Source organism: Streptomyces sp. NPDC047117 (assembly GCF_040643545.1).
Taxonomy (GTDB): domain Bacteria; phylum Actinomycetota; class Actinomycetes; order Streptomycetales; family Streptomycetaceae; genus Streptomyces.
The window spans coordinates 73,235-87,909 of sequence record NZ_JBEYUN010000022.1 but is presented as its reverse complement, the minus strand read 5'-3'; the positions used below and the strand labels follow the sequence as shown (position 1 = coordinate 87,909).

Genomic DNA, 14,675 nt, shown 5'->3' with positions numbered 1-14,675 from the left:
GTCTTCTCCCGTCAGGTCCTCCAGGTCTTCTCCCGTCAGGTCTTCGAGCGGAACTTCCGTACCGCCAGGGGCATCGTGACGGCCGTGATGGCCACGGCCCAGGCCAGGGTGACCAGCGCCGGGTGGGCGACGGGGCCCTGGCCGCCCAGCAGGCCGCGGGCGGCGTCGGCGAGGTTCGAGAGGGGGTTGACCTTCGTGAACCCCTCCAGCCAGCCGGGCATCGACGCGGTGGGCGCGAAGATCGACGAGCCGAACTGGAGCGGCATCAGCACCAGCATCGCCATGCCCTGCACGGCCTGCGGCGTCTTCACCGTCAGCCCCAGCAGAACGAAGATCCACATCAGCGCCGCGCCGAAGACGGTCGACAGCACGATCGCCGCGACGAACTGCAGCACCGAGCCCCTGATCTCCAGGCCGAGCAGGAAGCCCATGCCCAGGAGGATCGCGGTGGCGATCAGCATCCGGCCGATCTCGACGACGATCTTGGCTATGAGGACCGAGGACCGCGCGATGGGCATCGTGCGGAAGCGGTCCATCACGCCCTTGCGGAAGTCCTCGTTGACGCCCGTGCCGACCGCCATGGCGATGTTCATGCCCATCATCGCCATCATGCCGGGGACCAGGTACTGGACGTACTCCTGCTGATTGCCCTTGCCGGCGATCGCGCCGCCGAAGACGTACACGAACAGCAGGATGAAGATGATCGGCATCAGCAGGACGTCGAACATCGACTCGGGGTCCTGCTTGATCTGCAGGGCGTTGCGGCGCACCAGCGCGCCGATGTGGCGGAGATTGGCCCGCAGGCCGATCCGGCCCTCGTCGGCTCCGGGCTTCGCGGCCGGCGCCGTGATCACTGCGGCGCTCATGCCGCGACCTCCTCGTACTGGGCGTCCGCCGGCTCGGCGGCCGCGTCGGCCTCGGACGTCTTCTGACCGGTGATGGCCAGGAAGACCTCGTCCAGGCTGGGCAGATGGGTGTTGATGCCGGCGAGCGCGAAGCCGCGCTCGCCGAGGACGGTGACCACCGCGGTCAGCTGCTCGTCGCTGACGATCGGGACGTTCACCACGCCGTCCTCGTGGTCCGCCGTGGCCCCCGCCATTCCGTCCAGGCCGGCCTGCGCGATCGCGCCGACCATGCGGTCCAGCTCGTCGCGGACCGCCGGGCGGATCTGCAGCGTGCGCCCGCCGACCTTGGCCTTCAGCTCGTCCACCCGGCCCTCGGCGATCACCCGGCCGCGGTCGACGACGGTCAGCTCGTCGGCGAGCTGCTCGGCCTCTTCCATGTACTGCGTGGTCAGCAGCACCGTGGCGCCGTCGCGGACCATGCGGTTGACCTCGTCCCAGACCTCGTTGCGGGTGCGCGGGTCGAGGCCGGTCGTCGGCTCGTCCAGGTACAGCACGGAGGGCTTGCCGATCATCGAAGCGGCCAGGTCGAGGCGGCGCCGCATGCCGCCGGAGTACTTGCCGGCGGCGCGCTTGGCGGCCTCGGTGAGCGAGAACCGCTCCAGCAGCTCGTCGGTGCGCGCCCGGGCGTCCTTGCGGGAGAGGTCGAGCAGCCGCCCGATCATGTAGAGGTTCTCCCGGCCGGAGAGCTTCTCGTCCACGGAGGCGTACTGGCCCGTCAGGCCGATCGTGCGCCGCAGGGCGCGGGGCTGGCGCACGACGTCGTACCCGGCGACCACGGCCGTGCCGGCGTCCGGCACCAGGAGCGTGGAGAGGCAGCGGACGAGGGTGGTCTTGCCCGCGCCGTTCGGCCCGAGCACGCCCATGACCGTGCCTTCCCGCACGTCCAGGTCCACCCCGTCGACGGCCTTCACCTCGCCGAAGTGCTTTACCAGGCCACGTACTTGGACGGCCGGGCGGCCGCCGGCGGAGTGTGTCTTCTGCGTCATGGGTCCACAGTGGCAGGCACCACTGACAACGCTCCGACAGAGAGCCGACAGCCCTGGTCGGCCGATGTCGGTACGCCTACAGATCACCGACACGGGTGCCGGGAGCCCGGCCCGCCCGCTCGGCGACGGGGCGCCGGCAGAGACTGCCGGCGCCCCTGAAACCGTGCGGGCAAGCCCTCAGTGGAAGTGCCGGCAAGCCCTCAGTGGAAGGTGTGCTCCTCCGCCGGGAAGGTGCCGCCCACGACCTCCTCGGCGAACTCCTTCGCCGCGCCGCCCAGCGCCTTCCGCAGCTCCGCGTACTGCTTCACGAAGCGCGGCACCCGGCCCTTGGTCATCCCGGCCATGTCCGTCCAGACCAGGACCTGCGCGTCGCACTCCAGGCCGGCGCCGATGCCGACGGTGGGGATGTGCAGCGAGCGGGTGACCTCGGCGGCCAGCTCGGCCGGTACGGCCTCCAGCACCACCGAGAAGGCCCCCGCGTCCTGCACGGCCTTGGCGTCCCGGAGCAGCTGCTGGGCCGCCTCCTCGCCGCGGCCCTGCACCGGGTACCCGCCGAAGGCGTTGACCGACTGCGGGGTGAGCCCGATGTGGGCCATCACCGGGATGCCGGCGTCGACCAGCAGCTTGATCTGCTCGGCCGAGCGCTCGCCGCCCTCCAGCTTCACCGCGCCCACCCCGGCCTCCTTGACCAGCCGGGTGGCGTTGCGCAGTGCCTGGACGGGGCCTTCCTGGTACGCACCGAAGGGCAGGTCGGCGACGACGAGGGCGCGCTCCGTGCCGCGTACGACGGCGGCGGACAGCAGCGTCATCTCGTCCATCGTGACCGGGACGGTCGACTCGTACCCGAGGTGGCAGTTGCCCATGGAGTCGCCGACGAGCAGGACGGGGATGCCGGCCTCGTCGAAGACGGAGGCGGTCATCGCGTCGTACGCGGTGAGCATGGGCCACTTGTCGCCGCGGGCCTTGGCGGCGGCGATGTCGCGGACGGTGACGCGGCGGGACCGGGTGCCGCCGTACAGCGACTTGTCCGATGCGGGCTTCGTGGCGGGCTGCGCCGCGGTGCCGGAATTCCGGTCCTGCGCGCCCTGTGCCCCCTGCTTGTCCTGCGCCCGGGCAGGCGAAATCTGCGTCATGACGACGGCTCCTTCAGGTCATCTCGAGGCGCCCTGACGGCGTCCCCGGACTCATTGCCCATGCTGACACGCCGGTGCGGAGTGGTGGAAGAGGACCCGAAGCGAGTGCGTGCCCGATACAACCAACGATACGGAACGGTGCCGTATCGAAAATGGCGTACGCTGGTTCTTATGGCACGTTCATCCGAATCTTCGCCCGGCGGCGGGGCCGCCGGCGCCCCGTCCGGCGCGGGCATACCCGCGACCGCCGCCCGCCAGGTCCCCGAGCACATCCACCGCCGCCGCTGGGCGATCCTCGCGGTGCTGATGCTCAGCCTGCTCATCGTGGTGCTGGACAACTCGATCCTGAACGTGGCGATGAAGACGATCGCCACCCCGGCCCCCACCGGCCTCGGCGCGAGCCAGAGCCAGCTGGAGTGGGCGATCAACTCCTACACGCTGGTCTTCGCGGGCCTGCTGTTCACCGCGGGGCTCCTCGGTGACCGGCTGGGCCGCAAGAAGATCCTGCTGACCGGCCTGGTGATCTTCGGCCTCGGCTCCGTGCTGGCCGCCGTGTCCGGCTCGCCCGGCCAGCTGATCACCTTCCGCGCGGTGATGGGCCTCGGCGGCGCGCTGGTCATGCCGGCGACCCTCGCCGTCCTCATGAACGTCTTCGAGCGCGACGAGCAGCCCAAGGCCATCGGCATCTGGGCCGGCGGCGTCGGCCTCGCCATCGCGATCGGCCCGATCGCCGGCGGCCTGCTCCTCTCGCACTTCTGGTGGGGCTCGGTCTTCCTGGTCAACGTGCCGATCGTGCTGATCGCGCTGGTCGCGATGGTGCTGCTGGTCCCGGACAGCAAGGACCCGCGGCCCGGCCGGCTCGACCCGGTGGGCGTGGTGCTGTCCGTCGTTGGCCTCGTGCTGCTGGTGTACGGCATCATCAAGGGCGGCCAGCTCGCGGACTTCACCGACCCGCAGGTGGTCGGCACGGTCCTCGGCGGCCTGCTCGTCCTGGCCGGCTTCGTGCTCTACGAGAAGCGCATCGACCACCCGTCGATCGACATCGGCCACTTCCGCAAGCCCGCCTTCTCCGCGGCCGTCGCCGCCATCGCGCTGGTCTTCTTCGCGCTGATGGGCGTCACGTTCTTCATGGTCTTCTACATCCAGAGCGTGCGCGGCTTCTCCCCGCTCCAGGCGGGCCTGCTGCTCCTGCCGCTGGCCGCCGCCCAGATGATCTTCGCGCCGCGGGCCCGGCACGTCGTCGACCGCTTCGGCGCCAAGGCCGTCTGCACGGTCGGCATGCTGCTGGTCGCCGTCACGATGTCGGGCTTCGTGCTGATGGGCACCGACACCCCGATCGTCGTGCTGGAGGTGCTCTTCTTCATCCAGGGCACCGGCATGGCGCACATCATGCCGCCGGTCACCGTCTCGATCATGCAGTCCCTGCCGCGCGAGAAGGCCGGCTCCGGCTCGGCGCTGAACAACACGTTCCGGCAGGTCGGCGGCACCCTCGGGGTCGCCGTACTGGGCTCCGTGCTGTCCGCGACGTACCGCAACGACATCGAGGGCACGCTGAACGCCGTACCGGGGCTGCCGGACGCGGCGCGGCACGCGGCGGGCGAGTCCATCGAGGCCACGCTCGGCGTCGCCGACCGGCTGGGGCCCGCGGGACGGCAGCTGGCCGCCGCGGCGAACGACGCGTTCGTGCACGCCATGCACGTCACGGCGCTCGGCTCCGCCGCCGTCGCCGTCCTCGGCGCGCTGGTCGTCGGGCTCTTCCTGCCCGGCAAGGCGGCCGACCGGCCTGCCGGGCCGGCCCAGGAGGCGCCGCGAGAGACTTCTCCCGCGGGGCGGCGGCCGTAACGGCCGGCGGTGCTCCGGGCAGGGCGGTACGAGCGAGAGGCGGACCAGGCGTGACGCGCGGGAAACGGGACGGGACACCGGCCGAGGGGGCACGGCGGCCGCGAGAGACCGCGGCGGAGCCGTCCGCGGACGCCGCCGGGCCGTCCACGGGGAAGCCGTCCGCGCGCGCCGCCGAGACCCGCGCCACGGAGCCCCCCGCCGCGGCCGGGCCCTCAGGGGCCGGGCGGCGGCCCGGGCGGCCGCGGAACGAGGCGCTGGAGTCCACGATCATCGAGAGCGTGCTGGACCTCCTGGAGCGCGACGTCCCGCTCGCCGACCTGTCGATGGAGCGCATCGCCCGGGAGGCGGGCGTGGGCAAGGCGACGGTGTACCGGCGCTGGTCCGGCAAGTCCGGCCTCATGCTCGACGTCATGCGCTCCCTGGAGGAGGAGAACCCCGAGCTGGCGGGCGAGTCGGTACGGGACGACCTGGTCGCGCTGCTGGAGTTCCTGCGCCGCCGCGGCCTGGCCAAGCGCAACTCCGCGCTGATGCGGACGGTGATCACCCAGGTCAAGGCGCAGCCCGAGCTGTGGCGGGAGTACCACGACACGGTCGTCCAGGCCCGCCGGGACGCGCTGCTGGCGGTCCTGCGGCGGGGCATCGCGAGCGGCGAGCTGCGCGGCGACTGCGACATCGACGTCCTCGCCGACCTCTTCGCGGCGCCGATGCTCTCCCGGGCGCTGCTGCACGAGTGGAAGGAACTGCCCGAGGGCCTCGCCGAGCAGATCGTCGACACGGTCCTGGACGGTGTTCGGCCGCGCACCTGAGACCGCGCCGGGCCTGGTCGGGCGACGTTGCGGCCCGTCCGGCGCGGCGTGCAGAATGATCTTCCCGTCGCCCGAATCCGACCGCTCGATGAGCGGTTCATGCTCGTTCTGTCACAGCACCTGTCGGCGCGCATGCCCGCGGAACTCACGGCCGTCCGTGCATCGTCCCCTGAGGGGACAGCACAGGCTGAGCATCGCCTATGGTCAAGGGCACGGAAGCCAGGGGCCAGGCGGGGCGCACGAGCACGGCAGTGAGGGCATCGGGATGACGCAGGCGTACATGTCGGAGGCGGGGCGGGGCGCGGGCCCCGGCGGGACCGGCCGCCGGACGGGCCGCGCGACCGGCTGGTGGCGTCGTGAGGGCATGTGGCGGCGCGGGATCGTGCTGGCCGTGCTCGCCGTACTGCTGGGCCTGCTGATGGTGCTCCACGCCGACGTGCCCAATTCGGTGGGCAACCTCGGCAGCCTGCTGGAGACGTTCCTGCCGTGGGTGGGGCTGGGCATCCCGGTACTGCTCGTCGCGGCCCTGCTGCGGCGCTCGGCGATCGCGCTGGTCGCGCTGGTGCTGCCGGCGGTCGTCTGGGCGAACCTCTTCGCCGGGCAGCTCACCGACAAGTCCGGCGGCGAGGGCAATCTGACGGTCGCCACGCACAACGTCGACGCCGACAACCCCGACCCGGCCGGCACCGCCCGCAAGGTCGCGGCCTCCGGGGCCGACGTGATCGCGCTGGAGGAGCTGACCGGCGAGGCGCTGCCCGAGTACCGGTCGGCGCTGGCCAAGAAGTACCCGTACCGCTCGGTCCAGGGCACGGTCGGCCTGTGGAGCAAGTACCCTCTCTCCGACGCGCGCCCGGTGGACATCAAGATGGGCTGGACGCGGGCCCAGCGCGCCACGGTCACCACGCCCGACGGGGAGCGGATCGCGGTCTACACCGCGCATCTGCCGTCGGTCCGGGTGAAGGTCAAGGCCGGGTTCACCGCGAACCAGCGGGACCGGAGCGCCGCGGCGCTGGGTGAGGCCATCGCGCACGAGCCGCTGTCCAAGGTCGTCCTGCTCGGCGACCTGAACGGCACGATGAACGACCGCTCGCTCGCCCCGGTCACCGCGCAGATGCGGTCGGCGCAGGGTGCGGCGGGCGACGGCTTCGGCTTCAGCTGGCCGGCCGCTTTCCCGATGGCCCGGATCGACCAGATCATGGTCAAGGGCCTGGACCCGGCCTCGGCGTGGACGCTGGCGTCGACCGGCAGTGACCATCTGCCGCTGGCGGCGTCCTTCAAGATCTGAGGCGGTCCGTCAAGAACTGAGCCGCCGGGGCGCGGGAGCGTACGGCGGCCGCACGGCACCGATGCGGTGGGGCGGGGTCACGGAGGTGGCCCCGCCCCCACCGCGTTTCCCTCATTTTCCCCTCTTCCGGGGTCAGGACTTGTCGCTGTAACGCTCTGTTCGCGTGCGGGAATGAATCGCCTGCGACACTTTGTTCCGGAAGAGAACTTAAGGCTGTCCCTGTCTCGCGCGCGCCACTGCGGGCGCGCCACCCCCTTGATCCTGAAAGGTCACTCATGCCCTTGGCTCTGCTCGCGCTCGCGATCTCGGCCTTCGGTATCGGCACCACCGAGTTCGTGATGATGGGCCTGCTGCCCAATGTCGCGAACGACCTGGGCACCTCCGTGCCCACCGCCGGCTACCTCGTCTCCGCCTACGCTCTCGGCGTCGTCATCGGCGCCCCGCTGCTGACCGCACTCGGCTCGCGCATCCCACGCAAGCGGATGCTGCTGCTCATGATGGCGGTCTTCACGGCCGGCAACCTCGCGTCCGCGCTCGCCCCGAACTTCGGCCTGCTCATCGCGGGCCGGCTGCTGGCGGGGCTGCCGCACGGCGCGTTCTTCGGCGTCGGCGCGGTCGTCGCGGCCCGGCTGGTGCGGGAGGGCCGCCAGGCCCGCGCGGTCGCCACGATGTTCCTCGGTCTGACCGTCGCCAACATCGTCGGCGTGCCCGCCGCGACCCTGCTCGGCCAGCACCTCGGCTGGCGCGCGACCTTCCTGGTCGTCGCCGCCATCGGCCTGATCGCCATGGCCGCGCTGGCCAAGCTCGTCCCGTACGTACCGCGTGACGAGCAGAGCGGTGTGAAGCACGAACTGCGCGCCCTCGGCAACCGCCAGGTGCTGCTCGGCCTGCTCACCGCCGTCTTCGGCTTCGCCGGCGTGTTCGCCGTCTACAGCTACCTCGCGTCGATGATGACCAAGGTCACCGGCTTCAGCGAGGGGACCGTGCCCGTCGTGCTGGCCCTCTTCGGCATCGGCATGACCCTCGGCGCGCTGGCCGCGGGCCCGCTGACGGACCGGGCGCTGCGCCCGACCCTGTACGGCTCGCTCGCGGCCCTCGCCGTCGCGCTCGTCGCCTTCCACTTCACCGTTCACGTGCAGTGGGCGGCCCTGGTCACCGTCGTGGTGCTGGGCGCGGTCGGCTTCATGACCACCACACCCCTCCAGATGCTGGTGATGAACAAGGCCGAGCACGCCCCGACGCTCGCCTCCGCCTCCAACCACTCCGCGTTCAACCTCGCGAACGCGGGCGGTGCCTGGCTCGGCGGCGTCGCCATCGCCGCGCACTGGGGCTGGACCTCCCCGACCCTGGTCGGCGCGGTCCTGGCGGTCGTCGGCCTCGCCATCGCGGTGACGGCCGGCCTGCTGGACCGCACCCCGACCCGCTCCCGCATCGTCGCCGCCAGCGACGACAAGGTCCGGCACGAGCCCGCCCGGCTCGGCTGAACCGCCCGGTTCCGACGGCCGGCCCGGCGCCCGCGCGGCGCCCGGCCGGCCGTTGCCGTTTCCGGCGGCCGGATCGCGGCCCGGGCCTCGGCGCGTACGCCCTCGGGCAGGTCCGGGGGCTGTCCCGTGGTCCAGACCGCCTCGACGGCCATCCGGGAGATCCGCCAGCCGGTGTCCGTGCGGCGCAGCCGCGCCTCGTAGCGGCCGCCCACGGTGAACAGGGGGTCGGCGCCGGGCCCGCGCCGCTTCAGGGTGGCCGGGTGGTGGACGTGGGTCATCAGCGCGTTCCAGGACGCGGTGACCTCTCCCGTCGCGGGGTCGGTGGCGAGCAGGAGATCGCTGGAGACGTGCTGGGTACGTGCGAACCGCCCGATCGCCTCCTCGGTGTGGCGCACCGCGGCCGCGCCCTCGGCGGGGCCGATGGGCGTCACGACGCCGATGTCCTCCGTGAGGTACGCGTCGGCCCAGCCCGCGTCGAACTCGCGGGCGTCCAGTGCGCGGAAGAAGCCGCTGACGAGCAGGGAGATCTCGGTGTGATCCGGTGTCGTGGTCATGATCCGAGCCTGCTCCCTCAAGCAAGGTTGAGGTCAAGCCCGGCCGGGCGTCAGCGGGAGACCGGCTCCCCGCCCTCCCGCCACCGGCTGGTCACCGGCAGCCGGCGGTCCTTGCCGAACCCCTTGGCGGAGATCTTCGTACCCGGCGGGTACTGGCGGCGCTTGTACTCGGCGGCGTCGACCAGCCGGAGGACGCGGGTGACCAGCTCCGGGTCGTAACCGCGGGCGAGGATCTCGGCGTGACCGAGGTCGCGGTCGACGTACAGGTCCAGGATCGCGTCGAGGGTGGGGTAGTCGGGCAGCGAGTCGGTGTCGACCTGGCCGGGCCGCAGCTCCGCGCTGGGCGGCTTGGTGATCGAGTGCTCCGGGATGGGCGGTGTCTCGCCCCGTTCCGCCGCCGACCGGTTGCGCCACTTCGCGAGCTGGAACACGACCGTCTTGTAGACGTCCTTGATCGGGCCGTACGCCCCCACGGAGTCGCCGTACAGGGTCGAATAGCCGCAGGCCAGCTCGGACTTGTTGCCGGGGGCCAGCACGAGGTGGCCCTCCTGGTTGGAGATCGCCATCAGCGTCGTGCCGCGGATGCGCGACTGGAGGTTCTCCTCGGCCAGGCCGGTGAGCGCCAGGGACTCCATGTACGCGTCGAACATGGGCCCGATGGGGACCGTGCGGTAGTGCAGGCCGGTACGGCGGGCCAGTTCGGCGGCGTCGTCCCTGGAGTGGCCGGAGGAGTAGCGGGACGGCATGGAGACGCCGTACACGTTCGCCGCGCCCAGGGCGTCGACGGCGACGGCCGCGACCAGCGCCGAGTCGATGCCGCCGGAGAGGCCGATCACCACGCTGCGGAAGCCGTTCTTGGTGATGTAGGCGCGCAGGCCCATGACCAGCGCGCCGTAGATCTCCTCGGCGGCGTCCAGGCGCGGTGCCGGGGCCGGCACCGGCAGCGGCTCGTACGGCGGCAGCGGCTCGGCGGAGAGCGTGACGTGCTCGATGCGGAGACCGTCGTCGACGACGCCGGACGGCGGCCGGTCCGCGGCGGCCGGCAGGTCGAGATCGAGGAGCAGGCACTCCTCGGCGAACTGCCGGGCCCGGGTCAGCACCTCGCCGTGCGCGTCGACCACGATCGAGTCGCCGTCGAACACCAGGTCGTCCTGGCCGCCGGTCATCGCCAGGTACGCCGTCGTGCAGCCGGCCTCCTGGGCGCGCTTGCGCACCAGCTCCAGCCGGGTGTCGTCCTTGTCCCGCTCGTAGGGGGAGGCGTTGACGGAGAGCAGCAGGCCCGCGCCCGCCGTACGGGTCGCCGGGACCCGGCCGCCGTCCTGCCACAGGTCCTCGCAGATGGCGAGGGCGATGTCGACGCCGTCCACCCGGACGAGGGGGAGCGTGTCGCCGGGCACGAAGTACCGGTACTCGTCGAAGACGCCGTAGTTCGGCAGATGGTGCTTGGCGAAGGTGAGCACCACCCGGCCGCGGTGCAGCACGGCGGCGGCGTTCTGCGGGGCGCCGGCCGGGCGTCCGTACCGCGGCTCGGCGTGCTCGCGGCGGTCCAGGTAGCCGGTGACGACGACCGTCTCGCCGAGGCCCTCGTCGGCGAGGCGCGCGGCGAGGGCGCGCAGCGCGTCGCGGCTCGCGGCCACGAAGGAGGGGCGCAGCGCGAGGTCCTCCACGGGGTAGCCGGTCAGCGCCATCTCGGGGAACGCGGCAAGGCGCGCGCCGCGTCCGGCCGCCTCCCGGGTCCGGCGCACGATCGTTTCGGCGTTCCGGGCGAGGTCGCCCACCCAGAAGTCGGCCTGGTGCAGAGCGAGACGGAGTCGAGGCACGCGGCCGAGTGTAGGCGGCGGGACGACGCGCGGTGCGGCGTGCGCGTTTCGGGAGCGTTGCCGTTCCGGGACGGGCCCCCGGCGGGTGCCGGAGGCCCGATTCCCGTGCGGGAGGCGCTGCTTCCCGGCGCTACTTCCGGTAGCCGAGGACGGTCATCATCCCGGACTCCGAGTGGTAGACGTTGTGGCAGTGGATCATCCACAGGCCGGGGTTGTCGGCGTCGAAGACGGCGTGCACGGTCTTTCCGGGCAGCACGATCGCGGTGTCCTTGCGCGGGCCGCTGCCGCCGCCCAGCGCGAAGGTGTGGCCGTGCAGGTGCATCGGGTGCCACATCGTCGTCGTGTTGCGGAAGGAGAGCCGTACGCGCTCCCCCGAGCGGACCGGATAGCGCTGGTCGGGGTCGTACGGCCGGCCGTTGAGCGCCCAGTCGTACTTCGCCATCGAGCCGGTGAGGTCGAACGTCACGGTGCGGTCCGGCCTGCGCGACCGCAGCCGCACGGCGGGATCCGCCGTCAGCCGGTCCGCGGTGAGCAGCTTGCCGGACAGCTCGGCCGGGCGTACGGCGGCGTCGGGCGCCGCGCCGCCGCCGGTGCGCAGCACGGCGAGACCGGCACGCTTCTTGCCCTCGGCGACCGCGGTGAGCGGGAAGGCGCCGTCCTTGACCGTGACCAGCACGTCGTAGCGCTCGCCCATGCCCAGCAGCAGTGCGTCGGTGTCCCGGTGGCGCACGGGGAAACCGTCGGTGTGGGTGACGGTCATCGCGTGGCCGCCGAGCGCGACGCGGAAGGCGGTGTCGCCGCCCGCGTTGATCAGGCGGATCCGGATCCGGTCGCCCGGCCGGGCCCGGAACGTCTCGGGGTCCGTCGGCGTACGGCCGTTGACCAGGTAGTACGGGTACGCCACATCGCCCGCGTCGCCGCCGAGCAGCGTGCTGGTGGCGCCCATCATCATCCGGGAGGGGCCGCCCGAAGCCGGCTTCGCCGCGGCCGTCATCGACATGTTCGACATGTCGTGGCCCATGTCGCCGTGGTCCGTGCCGCCGTGGTCCATGCCGCCGTCCCCGTGGTCCATGCCGCCGTCGCCGTGGTCCATGCCGCCCATGCCCTTGCGGAGTTCGGCCAGTACGGCGTCCGGGGTGGAGCCGTCCACCCCGTCGACCCAGTCGTCCAGGACGACCACCCACTCCTTGTCGTACTTCAGCGGCTCCTTGGGATCCTCGACGATCAGCGGGGCGTACAGGCCCCGGTCCTGCTGGGTGCCGGAGTGCGGGTGGAACCAGTACGTACCGGGGTGGGCCGCGGTGAAGCGGTACGTGAACGACGCGCCCGGCTTGACGGCGCGCTGGGTGAGGTCGGGGACCCCGTCCATGTCGTTGCGGAGGGCGAGGCCGTGCCAGTGCATCGACGTGGCCTGCGGAAGGTGGTTGGCCAGGGTGAGGGCGAGGGTGTCGCCCGCGGTGACCCGGACCTCCTTGCCGGGCAGCGCGTCGCCGTAGGCCCAGCTGCGGACCGTGCGGCCGCCGAGGTCGAGGCGGGTGGCGGCGGCGGTGAGGGCGACCTCCCGGACGGTGCCGCCCTTGGTGGCCCGGGCCTTCTCGGCCGCGCCGACCTCGGCGCCGTCGGGGGAGACGAAGCCGCCGGGGCCCTCGGGGCGGCTGACGGTCCGGCCGGCGTGGTCCTGGCCCGATGTGCCGGCGGAGCCGGACGAGCAGGCGGCGAGCAGGCTGCCGCCGGCGGCGGCGATGCCCGCGCCGAGGACGGCGCGGCGGGTGTGCGTACGCATGGGAACACCTCGTGATGTGGTGCGGGTGAAGGAGCAGGGCACGCGGACCGCTGACGGGTACGGCGGGATGCCGGTACGCGTCGGCGGCCGGGCGCTGCTACACGCGCAGCACGGCGAGACGGGCGAGGCGTTTCTGCCGGGGGAGCGGCGGCGGGATCGGCCACAGGGCACGCAGCAGGCGGGCCAGGGCGGCGGCGGAGAGCCCGGGACGCCGGCGCCGGACGAGCAGCCCGGCGGCGGCCAGCAGCGCGAGCGACCAGACCGAGAGCACGGCCAGGCAGACCGAGCCGGGGTCCATGCCGTGCGGACCGGGCGCGGCGGCGTGCCGATGTCCGTCGTGCGGCGGGGCCTGCGCCACCGGGGCGTGGGCTGCCGGGGCATGGTCCGAGGGGGCGTGCGCCACAGCGGCGTGGCCCGCCGGGGCGGCGGCCGTGGTCCGCGCCGCGGTACCGTGCCCCTCGCCCGGCATCGGGTGCCCAAAGGTGTGCATGGTGACGATGCCGGCCACCAGCGCCGCGAACAGCAGCAGCCGGCCGCACCACGCGGCGGCCTTCCACTGTGCGCGCATCGGGTCTCCCACGGGGGCAGGCGTACGGTCGAGGGTTACCGCAGCACCTTACCCCCGCGGGGTATCAGGGACGCGCCCGGGGTTCAGCTCTGCTGCGCCTTGTCGTACAGGTTCTTCGCGTCGTTGCCGAAGTACGGCCCGAACATCGTGTTGGGCAGGAAGGTGTAGCCGAAACTGTTCACCGAGGTCTGCAGGCCGGTACCGGTCGCCTCGTTGAACGACTCGAACCACGGACCGCCGCTGGAGCCGCCGGTCATGTTGCAGGGCAGCGCGTGGTCCTTGGTGAGCAGCATGTCCTTGGTGCTGTTGCCGCTGCAGTAGATGAGCTTGCTGCCGTCGTACGGGTCGGCCGCCGGGTAGCCGAACGCGTACATCTTCTTGTTGTAGCCGGAGTTGAAGGAGACGCCCTGGCCGCCGACGGTGTCCGTGAGCCGCTTGCCGCTCAGCGGGGCGACGACCGCGGCGCCGACGTCGTAGTTGATGTCCTCGCTCGCCGTCCACTGCGGTGTGGAGAGGGTCTTGGTCGCGGCCCACTCGCCGTACGGGGCAGCGCCGTCCTTGTAGCCGGGCACGAAGATCCAGTTGGTGTGCCAGGCGCCGTCCAGCTTCACGCAGTGCCCTGCGGTGAGCACCGTACTGCCGTTCTGGCTGGTCACCGCGTCACCGGAGCACGAGGCTTTACGGCCCTGGTAGGTGAAGAAGACCCGGCCGGTCGTCTTCACGACCTGGCCGCCGCCGGTCCACGGGGCGCCAATCTGCGGGAAGGCCTTCAGCCCGGGCAGCGACGGGAGCGGCAGGGACGGGAGTGGCAGGGTGGGCCGGACGGCCGCCGCCCTGCCGCGCGGCACCGCGTCCGTGGTGGCGCGGGACGCCGCTGCGGAGAGCTGCTGCCGGGCCCGCGGCAGCAGGTCCAGTGGCTTCGCGGCGCGCATACGGGTGGCGGTCCAGTAGGCGGCCGCCTTCTTCGCGTCGTGCTTCTTCGCCGCGGGCTGCTTCGCGTCCTGGGCGGACGCGGCCGGTGCGGCGCCGGGCCGGTCGGCGGCCACGGCCGGTGCCGCGAGCGCCGTGGCGCCGAGCGTGCTGGCGGCGAGCAGTGCTGTAACGGTTCTGCGGGCCGTTCGGGCGGACGTGCGGGAGCGGTGGCGCCGGGCGGTGCCGGCGCGCAGGTCGGTGTGTCTCACGCGTACCCCCTGGTGCGATGGCCGCGCGGGTGCCGCGGGCCACGACGTACGGGCCGCCGGCCGGCGGCCCGGAGCGGAGCGGGCGGTGCGGATGTACGACGCCGTGCAGAGGCCGTGCAGAGGCAGCGTCCCACCGCCCCGGCTTCGCTGTCAGGAGCGCGTCAAGGGTTTGGCCGGAACGGCGGGGGAACCACGAAACCCCGTGCGTCCCCCGGGCCTGCCCGAAGGGGCCGCGACAACGTAATGTGACGGTAACCCCCGCACGCGATACTGGCGTGCCGCGCCCCGCTCCGGGGCAAGGGCGTGGACAGGCCGTTCGACCTGCAAG

The 14,675-nt window shown here is 72.6% G+C and carries 11 protein-coding genes and 1 pseudogene; 4 read left to right on the top strand and 8 right to left on the bottom strand.

Going from position 1 to position 14,675, the window contains the following annotated elements:
- Positions 1-35 precede the first annotated feature (35 nt).
- The 3 genes from ABZ840_RS32200 to panB form a co-directional block, all read right to left on the bottom strand.
- Entirely contained in the window at positions 36-866 is an 831-nt protein-coding gene (locus ABZ840_RS32200; protein ID WP_361565715.1) for an ABC transporter permease, read from the bottom strand.
- On the bottom strand, positions 863-1,891 hold the full coding sequence (locus tag ABZ840_RS32195) for an ATP-binding cassette domain-containing protein (protein WP_361565713.1): 1,029 nt from the start codon (positions 1,889-1,891) through the stop codon (positions 863-865). The genes ABZ840_RS32200 and ABZ840_RS32195 overlap by 4 nt, the downstream gene beginning before the upstream one ends.
- A gap of 200 nt (positions 1,892-2,091) precedes the next feature.
- Complete coding sequence (gene panB / locus ABZ840_RS32190; RefSeq protein WP_361565710.1) at positions 2,092-3,024, bottom strand: 3-methyl-2-oxobutanoate hydroxymethyltransferase; 933 nt, start codon at positions 3,022-3,024, stop codon at positions 2,092-2,094.
- A 306-nt stretch (positions 3,025-3,330) separates the two neighbouring features.
- Between panB and ABZ840_RS32185 the strand changes: the two genes are divergently transcribed.
- The 4 genes from ABZ840_RS32185 (at position 3,331) to ABZ840_RS32170 (ending at position 8,441) form a co-directional block, all read left to right on the top strand.
- Positions 3,331-4,866, top strand: a complete 1,536-nt coding sequence (locus ABZ840_RS32185; protein WP_361565865.1) for an MFS transporter — start codon at positions 3,331-3,333, stop codon at positions 4,864-4,866.
- A gap of 254 nt (positions 4,867-5,120) precedes the next feature.
- Positions 5,121-5,672, top strand: a complete 552-nt coding sequence (locus tag ABZ840_RS32180; protein WP_361565862.1) for a TetR/AcrR family transcriptional regulator — start codon at positions 5,121-5,123, stop codon at positions 5,670-5,672.
- 265 nt (positions 5,673-5,937) lie between these two features.
- Entirely contained in the window at positions 5,938-6,957 is a 1,020-nt protein-coding gene (locus tag ABZ840_RS32175) for an endonuclease/exonuclease/phosphatase family protein (RefSeq protein WP_361565707.1), read from the top strand.
- Positions 6,958-7,232: 275 nt separating this feature from the next.
- Positions 7,233-8,441 (top strand): MFS transporter, encoded by a 1,209-nt coding sequence (locus ABZ840_RS32170; protein ID WP_361565704.1) that lies wholly within the window; start codon positions 7,233-7,235, stop codon positions 8,439-8,441.
- 209 nt (positions 8,442-8,650) lie between these two features.
- On the opposite strand, the pseudogene ABZ840_RS32165 reads toward ABZ840_RS32170, so the two are convergent.
- The 5 genes and pseudogenes from ABZ840_RS32165 to ABZ840_RS32145 all read right to left on the bottom strand — a co-directional run.
- A pseudogene (locus ABZ840_RS32165) lies at positions 8,651-8,995 on the bottom strand (nuclear transport factor 2 family protein); the annotation flags it as partial.
- A 50-nt stretch (positions 8,996-9,045) separates the two neighbouring features.
- On the bottom strand, positions 9,046-10,815 hold the full coding sequence (locus ABZ840_RS32160; protein ID WP_361565702.1) for an NAD+ synthase: 1,770 nt from the start codon (positions 10,813-10,815) through the stop codon (positions 9,046-9,048).
- A 130-nt stretch (positions 10,816-10,945) separates the two neighbouring features.
- A complete protein-coding gene (locus ABZ840_RS32155; RefSeq protein WP_361565700.1) occupies positions 10,946-12,598 on the bottom strand; it encodes a multicopper oxidase family protein in 1,653 nt (550 codons plus the stop codon).
- Between the two features lie 97 nt (positions 12,599-12,695).
- A complete protein-coding gene (locus tag ABZ840_RS32150; RefSeq protein WP_361565698.1) occupies positions 12,696-13,166 on the bottom strand; it encodes a hypothetical protein in 471 nt (156 codons plus the stop codon).
- An 83-nt stretch (positions 13,167-13,249) separates the two neighbouring features.
- Entirely contained in the window at positions 13,250-14,212 is a 963-nt protein-coding gene (locus ABZ840_RS32145; RefSeq protein ID WP_361565859.1) for a peptidase, read from the bottom strand.
- Between the last annotated feature and the right edge of the window lie 463 nt (positions 14,213-14,675).